17 protein-coding genes are annotated in these 19,627 nt (G+C 70.9%); 13 read left to right on the forward strand and 4 right to left on the reverse strand.

Annotation, left to right across the window (positions count from 1 at the left end):
* A partial coding sequence (locus GX015_RS02975; RefSeq protein WP_291342692.1) for a DoxX family protein occupies positions 1-791 on the forward strand: 791 nt, incomplete at its 5' end.
* An 87-nt stretch (positions 792-878) separates the two neighbouring features.
* Positions 879-1,169: a hypothetical protein gene (locus tag GX015_RS02980; protein ID WP_046650514.1), complete on the forward strand. Its 291-nt coding sequence runs from the start codon at positions 879-881 to the stop codon at positions 1,167-1,169.
* 78 nt (positions 1,170-1,247) lie between these two features.
* On the opposite strand, the gene ilvD is transcribed toward GX015_RS02980, so the two are convergent.
* The 3 genes from ilvD to GX015_RS02995 all read right to left on the reverse strand — a co-directional run bounded on the left by ilvD (position 1,248) and on the right by GX015_RS02995 (position 5,661).
* Positions 1,248-3,092 (reverse strand): dihydroxy-acid dehydratase, encoded by a 1,845-nt coding sequence (ilvD, locus tag GX015_RS02985; RefSeq protein ID WP_291342694.1) that lies wholly within the window; start codon positions 3,090-3,092, stop codon positions 1,248-1,250.
* A 157-nt stretch (positions 3,093-3,249) separates the two neighbouring features.
* Entirely contained in the window at positions 3,250-3,822 is a 573-nt protein-coding gene (locus tag GX015_RS02990; protein ID WP_291342695.1) for a PH domain-containing protein, read from the reverse strand.
* Between the two features lie 51 nt (positions 3,823-3,873).
* The gene (locus GX015_RS02995) at positions 3,874-5,661 is read right to left on the reverse strand and encodes a mechanosensitive ion channel family protein (RefSeq protein ID WP_291342697.1); all 1,788 of its coding nucleotides are present in this window, start codon (positions 5,659-5,661) and stop codon (positions 3,874-3,876) included.
* A 228-nt stretch (positions 5,662-5,889) separates the two neighbouring features.
* On the opposite strand from GX015_RS02995, the gene GX015_RS03000 reads away from it, so the two are divergent.
* From GX015_RS03000 to GX015_RS03045, 10 genes are all read left to right on the forward strand, one after another.
* On the forward strand, positions 5,890-7,800 hold the full coding sequence (locus GX015_RS03000; RefSeq protein ID WP_291342698.1) for an acetolactate synthase large subunit: 1,911 nt from the start codon (positions 5,890-5,892) through the stop codon (positions 7,798-7,800).
* 36 nt (positions 7,801-7,836) lie between these two features.
* Positions 7,837-8,346 (forward strand): acetolactate synthase small subunit, encoded by a 510-nt coding sequence (gene ilvN, locus GX015_RS03005; protein ID WP_102212080.1) that lies wholly within the window; start codon positions 7,837-7,839, stop codon positions 8,344-8,346.
* A 102-nt stretch (positions 8,347-8,448) separates the two neighbouring features.
* Positions 8,449-9,462 carry a ketol-acid reductoisomerase gene (gene ilvC / locus GX015_RS03010; protein WP_120982985.1) on the forward strand — a complete coding sequence of 338 codons (1,014 nt, stop codon included), beginning with the start codon at positions 8,449-8,451 and terminating at the stop codon, positions 9,460-9,462.
* 286 nt (positions 9,463-9,748) lie between these two features.
* Complete coding sequence (locus GX015_RS03015; protein ID WP_291342701.1) at positions 9,749-11,302, forward strand: hypothetical protein; 1,554 nt, start codon at positions 9,749-9,751, stop codon at positions 11,300-11,302.
* A gap of 171 nt (positions 11,303-11,473) precedes the next feature.
* Positions 11,474-13,069: a phosphoglycerate dehydrogenase gene (serA, locus tag GX015_RS03020; RefSeq protein ID WP_291342703.1), complete on the forward strand. Its 1,596-nt coding sequence runs from the start codon at positions 11,474-11,476 to the stop codon at positions 13,067-13,069.
* A 188-nt stretch (positions 13,070-13,257) separates the two neighbouring features.
* A complete protein-coding gene (locus tag GX015_RS03025) occupies positions 13,258-14,019 on the forward strand; it encodes a hypothetical protein (RefSeq protein ID WP_291342705.1) in 762 nt (253 codons plus the stop codon).
* 116 nt (positions 14,020-14,135) lie between these two features.
* Positions 14,136-15,056 carry an ABC transporter substrate-binding protein gene (locus GX015_RS03030; protein WP_291342715.1) on the forward strand — a complete coding sequence of 307 codons (921 nt, stop codon included), beginning with the start codon at positions 14,136-14,138 and terminating at the stop codon, positions 15,054-15,056.
* Entirely contained in the window at positions 15,053-16,057 is a 1,005-nt protein-coding gene (locus GX015_RS03035) for an iron ABC transporter permease (protein WP_366926223.1), read from the forward strand. The genes GX015_RS03030 and GX015_RS03035 overlap by 4 nt, the downstream gene beginning before the upstream one ends.
* Positions 16,044-17,063 carry an iron ABC transporter permease gene (locus tag GX015_RS03040; protein ID WP_291342707.1) on the forward strand — a complete coding sequence of 340 codons (1,020 nt, stop codon included), beginning with the start codon at positions 16,044-16,046 and terminating at the stop codon, positions 17,061-17,063. Before GX015_RS03035 ends, GX015_RS03040 begins: the two co-directional genes overlap by 14 nt.
* Positions 17,060-17,854, forward strand: coding sequence for an ABC transporter ATP-binding protein (locus tag GX015_RS03045; protein ID WP_291342709.1), 795 nt, complete (start codon positions 17,060-17,062; stop codon positions 17,852-17,854). Before GX015_RS03040 ends, GX015_RS03045 begins: the two co-directional genes overlap by 4 nt.
* Before the next feature lie 14 nt (positions 17,855-17,868).
* Here the strand turns inward: GX015_RS03045 and GX015_RS03050 are convergent, their stop codons facing one another.
* Complete coding sequence (locus GX015_RS03050; protein ID WP_291342711.1) at positions 17,869-18,861, reverse strand: siderophore-interacting protein; 993 nt, start codon at positions 18,859-18,861, stop codon at positions 17,869-17,871.
* Positions 18,862-18,996: 135 nt separating this feature from the next.
* Between GX015_RS03050 and GX015_RS03055 the strand changes: the two genes are divergently transcribed.
* Positions 18,997-19,627 (forward strand): ABC transporter transmembrane domain-containing protein (locus tag GX015_RS03055; protein WP_291342713.1); only part of this gene is annotated, 631 nt, incomplete at its 3' end.

The following is a 19,627-nucleotide window of genomic DNA, read 5'->3' on the forward strand; positions in this document are numbered from 1 at the left end:
CGACGCAGATCGCGCCGGCGGCGACCGGATACGACCGGGACGCGGACGCCGGGGCAGACGCCGACCGCACCGACCTCACCGTCCGCACGGACCGCCACGACGATGCCCTCCTCGACGACGGCACCTACGCGGACGGCACCACGGCCGCCCCCGTGGTCGGCACGGCGGGTGCGGCGACCGTTGCCGATGCCGACGACCGCGATTTCCGCGACGAAGACGAGGACGGCCGCGCCCTCGACCCCCGACGCGGCACCCTCGACTTCGGCCTGCTGCTGCTGCGCCTCGGAGTCGGCGGCATGCTGCTGATGCTCGGCCTGGCCACGTTCTTCCAGTTCGGCGGCGCCCCGGGCATCGGCGCGCTGGAGGCGCAGTTCGCGGACAACGGCTACAACTTCGCGGGCATCATCGCGGTGGCCATCCCGACTGTGCAGGTCATCGCGGGCGGTCTGCTGGTCCTCGGCTTGGCGACGCCCCTCGGCGCCGCCCTCGCACTGGCGATTTCCGCGTTCCTCACCATGTTCGAGGTCGCCGTCGGCGACTCCGGCTGGAACGTCCTGGCCGCCGGCGCCGAGCCCGTGCGCCTGCACCTGGCGCTGACCGCGGCCGCCCTGGCGCTGCAGTTCACCGGCCCCGGCCGCTACGGCATCGACTTCAGCCGCGGCTGGGCGCGACGCCCGCTGGCGAGCTCCTGGATCTTCTGCATCCTGGCCATCGCCGCGGCCGTCGGTCTCTGGTACCTGGTCTCCGGCCAGCTGCCCTTCGTGGACACGACGACCGGCGCCACCGCCTGATCCGGCGCCGCCCCGACAGGGCCCTTCCCGCTTGACGACGAGCTCGCGGGGAGGGCCCTTCGCCGTGCCCTCCCGCACAAAGGGGGCATGGAGCCCAACGAGTTCAACGACCGCGACGGCCGCAGGCGCGAGCAGGCCGCGGCGGTCATCTCGGTTGGCCTGGGACGTGGCTTCCAGGCCACCATCGCCGCGGCCATCACTGCATCCGTCACGGCGACGGGGTTGTGGGCCGTGGGCGTGGTCAGGGCCGGGAATCTCGAGGACTCCCTGGTCACGCTGCTGTTCGTGGGCATCGGCATGATGCTCGGCCTGATCGTTGTCGGCGGCATCGCGGCCGCCGCGGGCCAGGGCATGCGGAGCCGCCGCGGGCGACGGTGACAACGGGCCACGCTGGCCGTCGTCAAGCGAAAAAGCCACCCCTCGAAACGAGGGGTGGCTTTCGTCGTGCAGGGCCGATTAATCGACGATGCGCACGGCACCCTTGTCGGCGCTGGAGGCCATCTTGGCGTATGCGCGCAGGGCCTTGGTCACCTTGCGCGGGCGCTCCTTGTGCGGGGTGAAGGGCTTGTCGCGGGCGAGCTCCTCCTCGCGGCGGCGGGCCAGCTCGGCGTCGTCGACCTGGATCTCCAGGCGGCGCTCGGAGACGTCGATGTACACCGGGTCACCGTCGCGGACCAGGGCGATGTCGCCGCCGGCCGCGGCCTCGGGGGAGACGTGGCCGATGGACAGGCCCGAGGAACCGCCGGAGAAGCGGCCGTCGGTGACCAGGGCGCACTTCTTGCCCAGGCCGGCGCCCTTGATGAACGCCGTCGGGTGCAGCATCTCCTGCATGCCCGGGCCGCCCGAGGGGCCCTCGTACAGCACGAACAGGACCTCGCCGGGCTGGAGCGTGCGGGTGAGGATCACCGACACCGCCTCCTCCTGGCTCTCCACGACGCGGGCGACGCCCTCGAAGTGGAACTGATCCTCGGTGATGCCGGCGGTCTTGAGCACGGCGCCGTCGCGGGCGATGTTGCCGCGCAGGACGCACAGGCCGCCCTCCTTGGTGTGCGCGTGCTCCACCGAGTGGATGCAACCGTTCTCGGCGTCGACGTCGAGGGACTCCCAGCGGTTGTCCGTGGAGAACGGCTCCGTGGTGCGCACGCCGCCGGGCGCGGCGTGGAACAGCTCGATGGCCTCGTCGGTGGCCTTGCCGCCGCGGATGTCCCAGTCGTCGAGCTGCTCGGCCAGCGACGGGGCGTGGACCGAGTTGGCGTCCATGTTGAGCAGGCCGCCGCGGCGCAGCTCGCCCATGATGGCGGGGATGCCGCCGGCGCGGTGCACGTGCTCCATGTAGTAATCCGAGTTCGGCGCGACCTTCGACAGGCACGGCACGTTGCGGGAGATCTCGTCGATGTCGGCGAGGTCGAAGTCGATCTCGCCCTCCTGGGCGGCGGCGAGGATGTGCAGCACCGTGTTGGTGGAACCGCCCATGGCCACGTCGAGGGTCATGGCGTTGACGAACGCGTCGCGGTTGGCGATGTTGCGCGGCAGCACCGTCTCGTCGCCGTCGCGGTAGTAGCGGTTGGCCAGGTCGACGATCAGCTCGCCGGCCTTGGTGAACAGGTCGCGGCGGGCGACCTGGGTGGCCAGCGTCGAACCGTTGCCCGGCAGCGACAGGCCGAGGGCCTCGGTCAGGCAGTTCATCGAATTGGCGGTGAACATGCCGGAGCAGGAACCGCAGGTCGGGCAGGCGGAACGCTCGATGTCGAGCAGCTGCTCGTCGTCGACCTTGTCGTCGGCCGACGCCGAGATCGCGGAGATCAGGTCCGAACCGGGCTTGACGACGCCGTCGACGACCACCGAGAAGCCGGACTCCATGGGGCCGCCGGAAACGAACACGACGGGGATGTTCAGGCGCAGCGCCGCGTTGAGCATGCCCGGGGTGATCTTGTCGCAGTTGGAGATGCACACCAGGGCGTCGGCGGTGTGGGCGTTGACCATGTACTCGACGGAGTCGGCGATGATCTCGCGGGACGGCAGCGAGTACAGCATGCCGTCGTGGCCCATGGCGATGCCGTCGTCGACGGCGATGGTGTTGAACTCGCGCGCGACGCCGCCGGCGGCCGTGACGGCCTCCGCGACGATGTCGCCGACGTCCTTGAGGTGCACGTGGCCCGGCACGAACTGGGTGTACGAGTTCGCGATGGCGATGATCGGCTTGCCGAAGTCGCTGTCGGTCATGCCGGTGGCGCGCCACAGCGAGCGGGCGCCCGCGGCGTTGCGGCCGGCGGTGGTGACCTTGGAACGAAGGGGGATCATGGCTGCCCCATTCCTCTCTGGTTGGCGGCGATGTCCCCCCATCATAAACCCCCGCAACCTTTCGCGTCCCATCGGGCGGGCTTGCGTGTCCACTATGTGGACATTGCGCCAATGGGATGCGCGATTGCGGGGGATTGCTTCGCGACGGCCGCGCGGATCAGGAGCGGCGGGGCTCGTCGGCTCCGGCGTCGGCGTCGGCGTCGATGTCGTTGGAGTGCTTGGCCTCGTGCTCCGCGTACTCCGCCTTCGACATCTTCACGGAGTTGCCCTCGCGGTCGAAGATCTCGATCTTGTCGTCGTCGGCCAGACGGGCCGGGGTGACGGGGTCGGGGATGCGGCCCTCGGTGGCCTCGCTCAGCGCCGGCAGGGAATTGAAGGAGATGGCGGGAAGCGCGAAACGGACGTCATCGTCCTCCGAGTCCTCCTTCGAACGGCCCACCGCGAAGGCACGGCCCCGCTTGTCGAAGAGGATGCCGCGGAAGCGATTCCACGGCAGCGATCGGCGGCCGCCGGCCAGGTAGACCGCGGTGATGCCGCGGGAGCTGACGGTGGTGCGGACCCGCATGATCCACAGTCCGTAAATCAGCGGGAACAACAGCAGCGGGGTCAGCCACAGCGAAAAGCCCATGCCCACGATCGCCAGGAACACCAGGAAGATGACCGCCAGGAAGTGCGTCTTCTGCGGGCGGAAACGGGTGGTGGGCAGCGTGCTGGACCGATCGGTGCTCATGGGGGGACATTGTAGGGGGCCGGGGTGTGCGCCGGGCACTCGGCATGGCCCCTAGTTCGTCGTCGCGTCTCCGGTGCCCGAGTCCGTCCCGGTTCCCGCACCCGTGTCGGCACCAGCGCCCGTTCCCGTGCCCGTGCCCGTTCCGGAGTCCGTCCCGGTGCCGGTGCCCGAACCGGTGTTGCCGGAATTTCCGGTGTTTCCGGTGCCGGTGCCGGAATCGGTTCCCGTTCCGGAGCCGGTGCCCTGGTCGGTGCGGCCGCCGTCCTGCTGTAGCGGAGCCTCGGCCGGGGTCGTCGGCGCCGTCGTCGCGCGATCCGCTCCGGGCCCTTCTCCGGCCGCGCCCTCGCCGGTGGCATCCCCGGCCGTCTCGTCCGCGTCGGAATCGTCGCCCGTGAATCGGCTCGGCGCCAACCAACCGGCGACGCCCTCCTCGCCCTCGCCGGGCTCCACCGTGGCCAGGTTGAGCATGCCCAGGATCATGAGGGCGACGATCATCACGACGGTCGACGGGCGCGCGCGGCCGCCGGCCGACAGCACCCGGCGCACGCGCTGGCGCTTGGAGACCTTCTGCTCGGGGGAGGCGGCGACCGTATCGGCGACCTTCGTTTCGGCGAGCGCGTCCCCGTCCGCGTTTTCGTCCTCCGCGCCTTCCACTCGCCGGCGCTTCTCGTCGAGCGCGGCGCCCACGGAGGGGAGGTCGCTGCGGCGGCGATCATCGTCGTCGTCAAGCGTCCCCGAGGATGCCTGCGCGGCCTTGGCCGCATTCGCCTGCTCCACCTCGAGCGAACCCTCGCCGCGGCGGGCCGGCCCCTCGGTGGGGCCCGCGCCACGGTCGGAGCCCAACACCGTGGCGGGGGTGTCGGAGAAGGTGGTCGACGCGTCGTCGCCGACGGCGTCGGGGCGGGTGACGGGGGACTGGCGGATGCGGCCTTCCAGCGCCGCGGGGATGGCGCCGAGCTGGGCGGTGAGCGCCTCGGCGGACTTGAGCGGGTTGGCCTCCGCCTTCTCGCCGTAGTCGTCCCACCACGTGTCGATGATCTCCGCGCGCACCGCGCGCTCGATGAGCCACTGGTCGCCCGGCTCGCAATCCGCGATCAGGCGCATGGTGACGGTCCACGGCAGGCCCATCGTCGTCGGGGCGACGAGCTCCGTCGAGGACTGGATGCGGATCTCCGACAGCACGTGTTCGCGCACGCCCTCGGCGGCGATGGCGCGCTGGGCGGCCTCGAGCGTGCGCTCTTCCAGATCGCGGACCGAACCGCCCGCCGTCATGGGCACCGGGACCTCGATGACCGCGCGCGACCACTGCGAGGAATAGTTCACGCACATGCGGGCCTGGGAGTTCGGGACGACGACCTCCTCGCCGTTGAGCGTGCGGATCGTCGTCGCGCGCAACGTCATGTTGACCACGTCGCCCTGCACCGTGCCGGAGGGGGAGTGGAATTCGACCCAGTCGCCGATGCCGTACTGCTTCTCGGCGATGATGAAGACGCCGCCGATGAGATCGCCGATGACGCCCTGCGCGCCGAAGCCGATGGCCGCGGAGACCACCGTCGCCGGGATCGCGGCCGCAGTCAGCGAAATGCCGAACTTGTTGAGCAGCGCGAGGCCGATGACGAAGTAGGCGATCATCTCCACGATGTAGACGACGGCGCCGATCAGCGCGCGGCGCCCCTTCGTCGATTCCTCGCCGTCGGCCATGTTCGAGGTGGCGACCGCGATGACGAACCGCCGGATCCTCGGGACGAGGACGATCAAGATGAGCAGCGCCGCGATGGACAGCCCGTTCGTGGCGATCCACCCCCACGAGCGCTGCAATAGATATAGAAGAAAGTCCATGGGCGCCACGGTAGGTTCGGAGGCTAAGAGGACGCTGAGGTGCGGGGGATAATTCGGGGGAGAGCCCGACGTTCCGGCGCCGCGCCGTCCAACTATGTGAGATTGACTGTCCACTATGTGGACGCTATCCTCGTAGTCGACATGGGCCGGCGGTGAATCCCGCCTCGGGCGTCGCGCCGGTCCATCGTGCTCGGACCCGCCCGTACCCGACTCCAGGAGCGCACCGGAATGAACGCCGCCCCACAGAACAGTCCCTCGCCCGCCACCGTGGCCGCCCAGTCGCGGCGCACGACGACCGAGCGCATCACCGGCGCGAAGGCCATCGTCCGGTCCCTCGAGGAACTTGGCGCGGACGTCGTATTCGGCATCCCGGGCGGCGCGATCCTTCCCCTGTACGATCCGCTCTACGACTCCGAGAAGATCCGCCACGTGCTGGTCCGCCACGAGCAGGGAGCCGGCCACGCCGCCACCGGCTACGCGCAGGTCTCAGGCAAGGTCGGCGTGTGCATCGCCACCTCGGGCCCCGGCGCCACCAACCTGGTCACCCCGCTGGCCGACGCCCAGATGGACTCCGTGCCCGTCGTGGCCATCACCGGCCAGGTCGGCATGCCCCTGCTGGGCTCCGACGCCTTCCAGGAGGCCGACATCCGTGGCGTGACCATGCCCGTGACCAAGCACAACTTCATGGTCACCGACGCCAACGACATCCCGAAGGCCATCGCCGAGGCGTTCCACCTCGCCTCCACCGGCCGCCCGGGCGCCGTCCTGGTCGACGTGCCGAAGGACCTGCAGAACACCGAGATCGACTTCGTCTGGCCGCCGGAGGTGGACCTGCCCGGCTACCGCCCGGTGACCACCCCGCACTCCCGCCAGATCGAGGAGGCCGTGCGCATGATCGCCGCGGCCGAGCGCCCGGTGCTCTACGTCGGCGGCGGCGTGATCAAGGCCGACGCCTCGGCGGAGCTCATCGCCTTCGCCGAGATGACCGGCGTGCCGGTCGTCACCACCCTCATGGCCCGCGGCGCGTTCCCGGACGCCCACGAGCTGCACATGGGCATGCCCGGCATGCACGGCAAGGTCTCGGCCGTCGCCGCGCTGCAGAAGGCGGACCTGCTGATCACCATCGGCGCCCGCTTCGACGACCGCGTCACCGGCCAGCTGTCCACCTTCGCCCCGCTGGCGAAGGTCATCCACGCCGACATCGACCCGGCGGAGATCGGCAAGATCCGCGAGGCCCACGTGCCCATCGTCGGAGACGCCCGCGAGGTGCTCTCCGCGCTGGCCGCGACGTACCGCGCCCTGGACCTGAAGGCCCCGTCGATCGACGCGTGGCGCCGCGAGCTCAACGGCCTGCGCGACGACTTCCCGCTCGGCTGGGAAGAGCAGTCCGACGGGGCGCTGTCCCCGCAGTTCGTGCTGAAGACCCTGTCCGACGTCGTCGGCCCGGAGGCCATCTACTGCGCCGGCGTCGGCCAGCACCAGATGTGGGCGGCGCAGTTCATCCAGTACGAGAACCCGCGCACCTGGCTCAACTCCGGTGGCCTGGGCACGATGGGCTACGCGGTCCCCGCCGCGATGGGCGCCAAGGCCGCGGCCCCGGAGAAGGAAGTCTGGGCCATCGACGGCGACGGCTGCTTCCAGATGACCAACCAGGAGCTGACCACCTCGGCCATCGAGAACTTCCCCATCAAGGTCGCCCTGATCAACAACGGCAACCTGGGCATGGTGCGCCAGTGGCAGACGCTGTTCTACGAGCAGCGCTACTCCAACACCAAGCTGCGCCCGGAGGACAACTCCTACGTGCCGGACTTCGTCCGCCTGTCCGAGGGGCTGGGCTGCGTGGCCATCCGCGTGACCAAGGAGGAGGAGGTCATCCCGGCCATCGAGAAGGCCCGGGAAATCAACGACCGCCCGGTGGTCATCGACTTCATCGTCGGCGAGGACGCGCAGGTGTGGCCGATGGTCGCCGCCGGCAAGTCCAACGACGAGATCGAGTCGGCCCGCGGCCTGCGCCCGCTTTTCGACGAAGAGATGTCGGCGGGGGAGTCCCCGGCGGACATCCACGAGACGATCGTCGACAACGCCGAGGACGCCGCCAAGGCGCCCGACGCCAACCACCCGACCACCCAGACCCGGTAACCCGGTAACCAGACGAAGAGGAAAGTGAAGCTCATCATGGCCGAACTGCACACCCTGTCCGTGCTGACCCTCGACGAGCCGGGCATCCTGGTCCGCATCGCGGGCATGTTCACCCGCCGCGGGTTCAGCATCCAGTCCATCACCTCGGGCACCACCGAGGTCGACGGCGTCAACCGCATCACCCTCGTGGTTGAGACGGAGGATCTGCCCATCGAGCAGATCACCAAGCAGCTGAACAAGCTGGTGCCGGTGCTCAAGGTCGTCCGCCAGCCGGATGACCAGCTCGTGTCGCGCGCGCTGCTGCTGGTCAAGGTCACGGCGGACAACAACAACCGTCCCCAGGTGGTCGACGCGGCGAAGCTCTTCCGCGCCCGCGTCGTCGACGTGGCGCAGGAGTCCGTGGTCATCGAGGCCACGGGCGAGCGCTCGAAGCTGCGCGCGCTGCTCGAGGTCCTCGAGCCGTTCGGCATCCGCGAGCTGGTGCAGTCCGGCACCGTCGCGGTGGCCCGCGGCCCGAAGCCGATGCTGGCGTCCCGGGCGCTGTAACCCCCGAAACAATCCCCTGGCTAGACTGTCCCCGAGCGATCGCGGGCGGTCGACGCCGAACGCGAAAAACACCAGATTTCCACGAAAGGCAATCTCACTTCCATGGCTATTGAACTGCTGTACGACGACAACGCCGACCTGTCGATCATCCAGGGCCGCAAGGTCGCCGTGCTGGGTTACGGCTCCCAGGGCCACGCCCACTCCCAGAACCTGCGCGATTCGGGCGTCGAGGTCGTCATCGGCCTGCGCGAGGGCTCGAAGTCGGCGGAGAAGGCCAAGGAGGCCGGCTTCGAGGTCAAGTCCAACGCCGATGCTGCCGCGTGGGCGGACGTCATCATGGTGCTGGTGCCGGACACCACCCAGGCGAAGGTCTACTCGGAGGACATCGAGCCGAACCTGAAGGACGGCGACGCGCTGCTCTTCGGCCACGGCCTGAACGTCCACTTCGACCTGATCAAGCCGGCCGAGAACGTCACCGTGGGCATGGTCGCCCCGAAGGGCCCGGGCCACCTGGTCCGCCGCCAGTTCGTCGACGGCAAGGGCGTGCCCTGCCTGATCGCCGTGGACCAGGACCCGAAGGGCGAGGGCAAGGACCTCTGCCTGTCCTACGCGGCGGCCATCGGCGGCGCCCGCGCCGGCGTCATCCCGACCACCTTCGAGGCGGAGACCGTCACCGACCTGTTCGGCGAGCAGGCCGTGCTGTGCGGCGGCACCGAGGAGCTCGTCAAGGTCGGTTTCGAGGTGCTGGTCGAGGCCGGCTACGAGCCGGAGATGGCCTACTTCGAGTGCCTGCACGAGCTGAAGCTCATCGTTGACCTCATGTTCGAGGGCGGCATCGCCAACATGAACTACTCGGTGTCCGACACCGCGGAGTTCGGCGGCTACCTGTCCGGCCCGCGCGTCATCGACGCCGACACCAAGAAGCGCATGAAGGACATCCTCACGGACATCCAGGACGGCACCTTCACCAAGCGCCTCATCGCCAACGTCGAGAACGGCAACACCGAGCTCGAGGGCCTGCGCGCCGAGTACGCGAACCACCAGATCGAGGAGACCGGCTCCAAGCTGCGCGACCTCATGTCCTGGGTCAAGAACCCGCTGGACGCCACCGCCTAAGAGCGTTTCGCTTTACGACGGCCGACCTCCCCCGCACCTCGGCGTGCGGGGGAGGTTTTCGTCGTCAAGCGCCCGCGCGCGGGAAAGCGGGGGCGGGGTCGCCCGTCATGGGGGAGGGGCGGGCGACGTTAACGGGTGTTTACCGCGTCGTCCGATAGTCTGATCGGGTAAACAACCGCCACCCCCATTGAAAGGCAGGCCCGCCTTGGTTTGGTCCGCTGCCCGCCCCTCGCCCGTTCGCTCGGGCGCCCGCCGGTCCCTGGCCCTCGTTGCCGGGGCCGCGACCGTGTTCGGCCTCGTCGCCTGCTCCGATGACGACGGCCCGTCGAAGGCCGCCAAGGCGCCGGAGAAGCCGGTCGCCGTCGCCGACGAGCTCGCGGCGTCCCAGACGCTGCTCGACTCCGCGGAGGCCGTCGTCGTGTCCGCCGAGGACGAGGCCTCGCAGCGTCGCGCCGCCGGCATCGCGGTGTCCTCCGGCGCGCCGATGCTGGTGCAGCAGGGGGCCGACGCCTCCTCCGTCGAGGAGGAGCTCAAGCGCCTGGGCGCCGCCACCGTCGTCACCGTCGGCGACGCCGACGTCGCGGCCGAAGGCGAGCGCACCGTCGTGGCCGCCCCCGCGGACCTGGAGGGCCTGAAGAAGCTCACCGGCACCGAGTTCACCGAGGCGGCCGACGAGCAGGAGCCCACCCGCGCGGTCGCCGAGATGGACGCCGCCGAGCCGAGCGTCCCCGCCGCCGAGGGCGATTCCGACGCCGCAGCCGCCGGCGACGACTCTGACGCGCTCGCCGCCTCCGATCCGGTGAAGGCGAAGACCGGAGACGACGACCCCATCGCGTTCGCCGCCCCCGGCAGCCCGCTGGGCGCGATCGCCACCGCCCGCGCCGCCGGCGTCGAGGTGAAGTGGCTGCCCATCGGCGACGCCCGCGCGACCTCCGAGTCCATCGACGCCGCCCGCGGAGACCGCGCCCTGATCGGCCTGGGCGACGTCTTCGGCGACGACGAGAAGTTCGCCAAGTCCGCGGAGCTCGCCTCCGACGAGAACATCGAGGAACTGCCCGGCGGCGGCCAGCTGGTGTTCCCGGGCCGCCACATGATCGCCACCTACGGCCACCCGGGCGCCCCCGTGCTGGGCGTGATGGGCGAGGAGACCCCGGAGGAGGCCGTCGCCCACGCCGAGGAGCTGGTCGCCGAGTACCAGGGTCTGACCGGCGACAAGGTCATCCCGGCCTTCGAAATCATCGCGTCGGTCGCGCAGGCCTCCCCCGGGCCCCGCGGCGACTACACCGAGCCGGCTCCCGTCGAGACGCTGATGCCGTACGTCGACGCGATGACCGAGGCCGGCGGCTACGTCATCATCGACATCCAGCCGGGCCGCGCGGACTTCGTCGACCAGGCCAAGTTCTACGAGGAGCTGCTGAAGAAGCCGAACGTCGGCCTCGCCCTCGACCCCGAGTGGAAGCTGACGCCGGACGGCCTGCCGAACGTCGCCGTCGGCCACGTGCAGGCCGAGGAAGTCAACCGCGTCGTCGACTACCTGGCGGATCTGACCGCGGAGAACAACCTGCCGCAGAAGGTGCTCATGCTGCACCAGTTCCAGCTGCAGATGCTGCGCGACCGCGAGACCATCGACGTCTCCCGCCCGGAGCTGGCCATCGTGCTGCACGCCGACGGCCACGGCACCCCGGAGCAGAAGTTCGAGACCTGGAACGTCATGCGACAGGATCTCCAGCCGGAGATCTTCATGGCGTGGAAGAACTTCATCGACGAGGACCAGCCGATGTTCACCCCGCAGCAGACCATGGACATCGAGCCCCGTCCGTGGATCGTGACCTACCAGTAGCCCCCAACGGGCGTTGTCCGGCCCCGCGAACCGGGGCCTGCCACCCCCGCCGGGAACACCCGGGGATATGATGATCGGGCCCACGCCAACGAGCCGGCGTGGGCCCATCCCATCGGGCGCGGTCGTGCCGGATCGGATCGGACGCATACGCACATAATCAGGAGTTTGCTCGTGAGCCAGAACGCTCGCCCGGTCGTCCTCATCGCCGACAAGCTCGCGCAGTCCACCGTGGACGCGCTCGGAGATTCCGTGGAGGTGCGCTGGGTCGACGGCCCGAACCGCCCGGAGCTCCTCGCCGCCGTCGTCGACGCCGACGCCCTGCTGGTCCGTTCCGCGACCACCGTGGACAAGGAAGTCCTCGAGGCCGCCCCCAACCTGAAGATCGTCGGCCGCGCCGGCGTGGGCCTGGACAACGTCGACATCGCCACCGCCACCGAGCGCGGCGTCATGGTCGTCAACGCCCCGACCTCGAACATCCACTCCGCGTGCGAGCAGGCCATCGCGCTGCTGCTGGCCACCGCCCGTCAGGTTCCCGCCGCCGACGCCACCCTGCGCGACGGCGAGTGGAAGCGCTCGTCCTTCAAGGGCGTCGAGATCTTCGGCAAGACCGTCGGCATCGTCGGCTTCGGCCACATCGGCCAGCTGTTCGCGCAGCGCCTCGCGGCGTTCGAGACCACGATCATCGCCTACGACCCGTACGCCAACCCGGCGCGCGCGGCCCAGATGAACGTCGAGCTCGTCGATCTCGAAGAGCTCGTCTCCCGCGCCGACTTCGTCACCATCCACCTGCCCAAGACCAAGGAGACGGCCGGCATGTTCGACGCCGACCTCCTGGCGAAGTCGAAGAAGGGCCAGATCATCATCAACGCGGCCCGCGGCGGCCTCGTCGACGAGCAGGCGCTGGCCGACGCCATCGAGTCCGGCCACATCCGAGGCGCGGGCTTCGACGTCTACGCCTCCGAGCCGTGCACCGACTCGCCCCTGTTCAAGCTGCCGCAGACCGTCGTCTCGCCGCACCTGGGCGCCTCCACCGAGGAGGCGCAGGATCGCGCGGGCATCGACGTCGCCAAGTCCGTCCTGCTGGCCCTGGCCGGCGACTTCGTGCCGGACGCCGTAAACGTCTCCGGCGGCGCCGTGGGCGAAGAGGTCGCCCTGTGGCTGGAGCTGGCCCGCGAGCTCGGCCTCGTCGCCGGCGGCCTGCTCGAGGGCGCGCCGACCGCGGTGGAGGTCACCGCGCGCGGCGAGCTGTCCACCGAGGACGTCGACGTGCTCGGCCTGGCCGCCGCCCGCGGCCTGTTCTCCTCGATGATCGAGGAGCCGGTCACCTTCGTCAACGCGCCCCGCATCGCGGAGGAGCGCGGCGTGGAGATCTCCGTGTCCACCGCCCCGGAGTCGGTCTCGCACCGTTCCGTGCTGGAGGTCAAGGTCATCGCCGCCGACGGCACCACCTCGACCATCACCGGCGCCCTGACCGGCCTGGAGCGCGTGGAGAAGATCGTGCGCATCAACGGCCGCGGCGTCGACATGCGCTCCGAGGGCCGCAACCTGTTCCTGACCTACAAGGATCAGCCGGGCGCCCTGGGCAAGGTCGGCGTGGCGCTGGGCCAGGCCGGCATCAACATCGAGGCCGCCGCGCTGTCCCCGGAGGCCGACGGCGACAACGCCATCCTCATCCTCCGCGTCTCCCAGGAGGTTCCGGAGGATTTGATCGAGTCCATCGTCGACGAGATCGACGCCAACCGCGCGCTGCAGCTGGTGCTCAACTAGCCCGCGTTCGAGTGATCCGGCGAACGGCTCGCATGGCGTAACCTATACGTCGTGCGAGACGCAGACACAGCCCCGGGGCCCGTGAAAGAAACCGCCCGGATGGACCGAGAGGTCATCCGGCGGTTGTGGGCCTCGGGGCTTCCGGCTGCCCTGTCCGCCCGAGTGCGGGCGCACCGGCTGCTGCAGCGGTGCGCCCCGGCGTGGACGGCGGTGGCGGTGTTCCAGGTCGGGCGGGCGGCGTTGCTCAGGGCTTTTCCGCCGAGGAACTGGAGGCCTTCATCGACGCGGCCGATGAGGGCCTCGACGTCGACCTGATCGGCTGGGCGGTGGTGCTCGTGTTGACCGTGCTGTCGCCGGGAATCGCCACGCTGCTGACCATCGGGGCACCCGGATCGGGCAATTTCGTAGACCGGGTGTCGGTGCTTCCGGTGGTGTTCGTCGCCGCGTTCGTCTTCCTGGGGTGGGGGAGGCTGCTGGCGTGGACGCTCATGCGGGCGCTGCGCGAAGTCGCCGACTCGCTGTCGCGGGCGGTGCGGACCCTGCCGCTGCTGCTGGTGGCGTTCCTGTTCTTCTTCTACAACGCGGAGCTGTGGCAGCTCGGCGTGGCGTGGACCGTGTGGCGCGCGGCGGCGGTGGCGGCCCAGGCGAGCTTCTTCGGCGTGCTCGTGTTCGCGGGTTTCGTGTTCCTGGGCCTGGTGTCCATCCCCGAGGCGACCATCACCGCGTGGACGTCGAAGCCGCCGGCGATCGTCGAGCTCGGGCCGGTGAACATCCCGGGGGCGCTGGTGAAGGTGTCGTGGGTGCTCGGCGCGTTCGCGTCGCTGTACATGGTCACCGCCACCGCCGCGGACAAGGTCGCCCGTGAGGAGCAGCTGGGGCCGATCACCGCCGAAGTGCGCGGGGCCCTGAATGCCGCCGGCGCGCTCGAAAAGCCGACGCGCTCTAAGTAAGGCGACCCTTGCCATCTGAGTGGTGGCTTGGCTACTGTTCTCCCGTGCGGTGGAGCGCCGCGAGATCGAACAACGGGAGAAGCTGAAACGTGAACGACGACAAGGGCCGTGCGCGCATCATCAAGGCCGCCGCGGCGGCCACGGCGCTGGTGCTGGCGCTGACGGGCTGCTCGAGGGGAGACGCGGGCGCCGAGGGCCCCGCCGAATCGGGAGAGCGCATTGCCGCGGTGGGCCTCGGCGACGCCGATACGCTGCTGGCGCTGGGCATCGAGCCCGTTCTGGTCGCGCCGTGGGGCGCGGAGGGCGACGTCGACGAGTCGGGCGTCGGCCCCTGGTCGAAGGAGCTGCTGGGCGACGCGAAGCCCGACATCGTGTACGGGACCGGCACCGGGTTCACCGCCGAGGCGGTCGAAAAGATCGCGGCGTCCGATCCGACGCAGATCATCGCCGTCAACAACGCGGTCGACGAGCAGGCGAAGAAGGACCTGGAGGCCATCGCGCCGGTCACGCTGCACGACGACGCCCATGCGGATTGGCAGGTGCCCTGGGATTCGCAGGTGACCACGATCGCGGGGGCCGTCGGCAAGCAAGCGGACGGCGAACGGCTGATCGAGGAGACCAAGGACAAGTTCGCCGAGTTCAAGAAGGAGCATCCGGACACCGCCGGCCAGACCGCGGCGATCGTCATGCCCTACGACGGCAAGGTCGGCCTGTACACCGACGGTGACGGCCGCGGCCAGTTCATCGAGAATCTCGGGTACACCATCCCGGACGAGCTGCAGAAGACCGACGATGGCACGTTCTACAAGGATTTCGCTCCGGAGAACTACGCGGAGCTGGGCGACGTCGACGTGCTCTTCGTCCTGGACTACATGGGCGCCGCCGAAGCACTGAAGAAGGATCCGACGTTCATGGGCCTGGACATCGTGAAGGAGGGGCGCGTGCGCTTCCTCGATTCCGACACGGGCAACGCCATGAGCATGCCTAACCCGGTGACCATCCCCTGGGCGATCGACAAGTTCTCCGAGCAGCTGTGATCGCGTCGCGGCGCGCCTGGCCCGCCGCGCTGGCGGTGGCCCTGGTCGCGTGCGCCGCGGCATCGGTGTTCATCGGTGCCCGGCCGTCGGCTCCGGCCGACGTGCTGGCGGTGCTTTACGACGGCCCGGCCGCCGCACGGGGCGCCTTGGGGGACCTGGGCCACGTGGTGTGGGAGTTGCGCGTGCCCCGGACGCTGCTGGGCATGGCCGCGGGGGCCGCTCTGGCGATGGCCGGTGCGATCGCGCAGTCGTGGACACGCAATCCGCTGGCCGATCCCGGGATCATCGGCATCACCTCCGGCGCGGGCTTCGCGGTGGCCGCGGGGATGACGGCCGGAATGGCCGGCACCGCGGCGAAGGTCCCGCTGGCTCTGGCCGGCGCGGCCATCGCGGCGGTGGTGGTGTTCTGGGTGTCCCGGACATCGGCGGACCCGCTGACCCTCATCCTCGTCGGCGTCGGCGCCTCGGCCGCGTTCACCGCGGCGACGACGCTGCTGGCGCTGCAGTCCGGCGCGGTGCTCGACGGGATGCGGCAGTGGACCGTCGGGTCGATGTCCGGCCGCGGCATGGGCGAGGTACTGCTCGCCACCACGGGCCTGATCGCCGGCGGCGGGCTCGCAATGGCGCTGGCCCGGTCGATGGACCTGCTGGCGATGGGCGACGATGCCGCGGCCGGGCTCGGGGCGTCGCCCGCGTCGGTCCGCTCCGGCATGCTGGCGTCCGTCGTCCTGCTCGCGGGCACGGCGACTGCGGCGGTGGGCCCGGTGGCGTTCGTCGGTTTCGCCGCGCCGCATCTGATGAGGCCGCTCACCGGCCCGGCGCTGACGCGCCTGCTGCCCGCCTCGGCGTGCGCGGGGGCGGCGCTGACCGTTTTCGCCGACGTCGTGGGCCGTCTGCTCGCCCGCCCGGGCGAGATCGAGGCGTCGATCATGCTGGCCCTCGTCGGCGCCCCGCTGTTCATTTTCGCCGTCCGGAAGGGGGAGCGCCGTGCCCTCCGTTGACCGCCGGTTCATCGCCGCCGCCCGCGCCGCCGCCGGCTTCGCGGTGGTCGCCGCAGTCGCCTACGTCCTGTTGCTGGGCCTGGGGCCCGTGCCCATCGCGCCCGGGACCGTCCTGTCGGTGCTCTTCGGCGGCGGCGCGGGCCGCGAGATCACCGTCGTGTGGGATCTGCGCATGCCCGTCGCCGTGGCCACCCCCTTCGTCGGCGCGGCGCTGGGCGTCGCCGGCGCGTGGACGCAGACGTCGTCGCGCAATCCCATCGCCTCTCCGGACGTGCTCGGCGTGTCCGGAGGAGCGGCGGTCGCCGTGGTCCTGGGCACTCTCCTCGCCCGCCCGGCCTTCGCCGAGGACGTCCCGACATTCTGGTGGCGCTGCGCGCTGGCCATCGTCGGCGCGGCCGTCATCGTGGCCCTGCTCTTCGCCTTCGGCGGGCTGGGCACCTCCCGGCGGGTGATCCTCGTCGGCCTCGCGCTGTCGCTGATGTGCCAGGCCGCGGTGCACTACCTCATGGTCCGAGCCGATCTGTCGCGGGCGGCCGAGGCCCAGACGTGGCTCGCGGGATCCACGGGATTCGTCCGGTGGGAGGCGGTGCCGCCGATGATGGCGGCCGCGGTGCCCTTCCTCGTCCTCGGCGCGTGGGGGTGGCGCGAACTGCCGCTGCTCGCCCACGACGATGATTCGGCGCGTGCGCTCGGGGTCGACGTCGGCCGGGTCCGGACGAGGCTGCTCATCGCCGCGACCGGCCTCGTCGCGGTGACGGTGTCGGTGGTCGGCCCGATCGCCTTCGTGGCTCTCGTCGCACCGCAGGTGGCCCGGCTCGTCGCCCGTGCGCCGGTCGCCCCGCCGGTCGCTTCGGCCGCGGCGGGCGCGGCGCTGCTGTCCTCGTGCGCCGTCCTGGCCACGGCGCTGCCGGTGACCGTCCCCGTTGGCCTGATCACCGCGATCGTCGGCGGCCCCGCCCTGATCGCACTCGTTCTCACATCCGCATCCGCGAGGAGGTTCGCATGAACGCGAGCATGACCATCACCGCCCGCGGCATCGTCGCAGGCTACGGCGACGGGCCCGACATCGTCCGGGGCACGTCGTTGACGGCCGAGGCCGGTCGCGTGACCACGTTGCTCGGCCCCAACGGCTGCGGGAAGTCGACCCTGCTGCGCACGATGTCGCGGCTCCTCGCGCCGAGGTCCGGCAGCGTCGAGGTCGGCGGCGTCGACGTCCATTCGCTGTCGGCCCGCGACTCCGCGCGCCGCGTGGCCGTGCTCCCGCAGCATCCGATGGCGCCGGAGGGCCTGACCGTCGGCGAGTTAGTCGCCCGCGGCCGCCATCCGCATCGCCCGCGGTGGCGGGGTTCCTCGGCGCACGACAGGGAGGTCGTCGGGCGGGCGCTGGAACGCACCGGCACTTCCGCGCTGGTCGACCGCGACCTCGCCGCGTTATCGGGCGGCCAGAGGCAGCGCGCTTGGCTGGCCATGGCCGTCGCCCAGGACACCCCCGTGCTGCTTCTCGACGAGCCGACGACCTACCTCGACCCCGCCCACGCGATCGAAATGCTGGACCTGGTCCGGGGTCTGGCGGACGACGGGCGCACCGTGGTCATGGTCCTCCACGACCTGGCGCTGGCCGCGGCGTACTCCGACGCCGTCGTGGTGATGAAAGACGGCGCGATCCTCGCCGACGGCGGCCCCCGCGACTCCATCACCTCCGAGCTGCTGGCGGAGGCCTACGGGCTGCGCGCCGACGTCCTGGACGACCCGTGCGGCGGGACCGCGCCCCTCATCGTGGCCAGGGGCACGGTCTGAGGTGGCGGGGCGCGTCAGGCGCCTTCGCGGCCCATGCGCCAGTACCCCATGAAGGACACGCTGGACTTGTCCACGCCGAGCTCGCGCACGAGATGCCGGCGCAGCCCGGTCACGGCCGAGGCCTCCCCGGCCAGCCACGCATACCCGCCGCCGTCGGTGCGGGTGTCCGCGAGGCCCCAGACGAGGTCGGACTCGTCGGCCGCATCGGCGGGGTCGGCCGGCCCGCCCGATTCCGCCGTCGCCCCGCCCAGGAACCCGGGTTCGTCCGCGAGGAGCTCGCGTACGGCGTCGCCGAGCAATGAGCCGGGCGGGGTGCCCTCCGGGCGGGCGATCCGCCTGACGGTCCACGAGTCCGGTGCCACGAGATCGTCGAGGTCGCGGACGTCGGGGGCCTCGACGACGATGCGGACGTCGGCGCCGTCGGGGATCCCGCCCTGCTCGACGATGCCGGCGATGGCGGGCAGCGCCGTTTCATCGCCGGCCATGAGGATCGATGACGCATTGCCCGGGTGCCATTCGATGCCGGCGAGCCGGCCGGGGGAGGCCTCGTCGGGGCCGAGGATGGTCATGTGGTCTCCCGGGCGCACGGTGGCGAGCCAGCGCGCGGACGGGCTCGTCGTCCCGTGGGCGACCACGTCGACGTCGAGGGCGGTGCCCGCCGCGTCGATCCTGCGGACGGTGTACGTGCGCACATGCGGGGCGTCCGGGTGGGCGGCAAGGGAACGGAGCCGCGAGAAGGCGGTGTCGGTGCCGGCGCCGTCGGCGTCGAAGAGATCGGGGCCGAGATCCGGGATGGGCCGTGCTGCGCCGGTGGTCTCGTCGGTGCGGGGGAAGAACAGCTTGATGCGCTGGTCCAGGCCGCCGCGGCCGAAGCGGCTCAGGCACTCGCCTCCGAACGTGACTCGGACGAGATTGGGGCGGGAACGGTCGATGCCGGTGACGGTGGTGCGGAAGAGCCGGAACGGTGCCGTGGCGGCTTCGTCGGGCGTGCTCGAGACAATTGACATGAGGGAAGGCTACCCAAAGTTCTAGCGCCGTGATGGTGATGGCCGTAACCTGCACCGCACGTGAAACGGACGGGCCCGACGGAGTAGGGTAAGGCTTCGCTTCCCGCCCGTCCCGGCCCCGACCAGGAGGTCCCCGTGCCGCTGATCACCGCCCCGGCCACGCCGCCGCCGATTGCGCCGCCCGCCTTCGACGCGACGACCTCACCCGCGAAGTACCAGCTGCGCGTGATGTTCTCGCGCAAGCCGGTGACCATTCCGGCGATGCTGCTGATGATCGTCCACCAGATCTGCGAGGCCCTGGTGCCCGTGGTCGCCGGCCGCACGGTCGACACCGCCATCGCCGACGGCAACTCCTCGGCCCTGTGGTCGTGGATGCTGGTGCTGGCCGCGGTCTTCCTGGTCCTCGATGTCGCGGCGCGCTTCGGCGGCCGGCTGGGCACCATCGCGATGCTCACCGTCGAGCACACGCTGCGCATGCAGCTGACCGACCGCATCGTCGACCGCCGCGGCTTCGCCAACGGCACCCGTCCGCCGGGCGCGCTGCTGGCGGTGTCGACGACGGACGCCCAGAACACGGCCCGCGCCGTCATGGTCGGGCTGCGGCCCGTCGCCGAGGTCGCGTCGCTGATCTTCGCCTCCATCATCCTGCTCACGGTGTCGGTGCCCATCGGTCTCGTGGTGCTCGTCGGCGGCGCGCTGCTGACGTGGGGGTCGATGGCCGCGGGCGCGCCGCTGCGCAAGCGCGTGGGCCGTCGCCAAGCCGCCG

This window comes from Corynebacterium sp., assembly GCF_012837295.1.
In the GTDB taxonomy this organism is placed as follows: Bacteria; Actinomycetota; Actinomycetes; order Mycobacteriales; family Mycobacteriaceae; genus Corynebacterium.

Bases quoted from the DNA above. Each gene is read 5' to 3' on its own strand.
- GX015_RS02980 (WP_046650514.1), top strand. From the start codon at position 879: ATGGAGCCCAACGAGTTCAACGACCGCGACGGCCGCAGGCGCGAGCAG.
- ilvD (WP_291342694.1), bottom strand. From the start codon at position 3,092: ATGATCCCCCTTCGTTCCAAGGTCACCACCGCCGGCCGCAACGCCGCG.
- GX015_RS02990 (WP_291342695.1), bottom strand. From the start codon at position 3,822: ATGAGCACCGATCGGTCCAGCACGCTGCCCACCACCCGTTTCCGCCCG.
- GX015_RS02995 (WP_291342697.1), bottom strand. From the start codon at position 5,661: ATGGACTTTCTTCTATATCTATTGCAGCGCTCGTGGGGGTGGATCGCC.
- GX015_RS03000 (WP_291342698.1), top strand. From the start codon at position 5,890: ATGAACGCCGCCCCACAGAACAGTCCCTCGCCCGCCACCGTGGCCGCC.
- ilvN (WP_102212080.1), top strand. From the start codon at position 7,837: ATGGCCGAACTGCACACCCTGTCCGTGCTGACCCTCGACGAGCCGGGC.
- ilvC (WP_120982985.1), top strand. From the start codon at position 8,449: ATGGCTATTGAACTGCTGTACGACGACAACGCCGACCTGTCGATCATC.
- GX015_RS03045 (WP_291342709.1), top strand. From the start codon at position 17,060: ATGAACGCGAGCATGACCATCACCGCCCGCGGCATCGTCGCAGGCTAC.
- GX015_RS03050 (WP_291342711.1), bottom strand. From the start codon at position 18,861: ATGTCAATTGTCTCGAGCACGCCCGACGAAGCCGCCACGGCACCGTTC.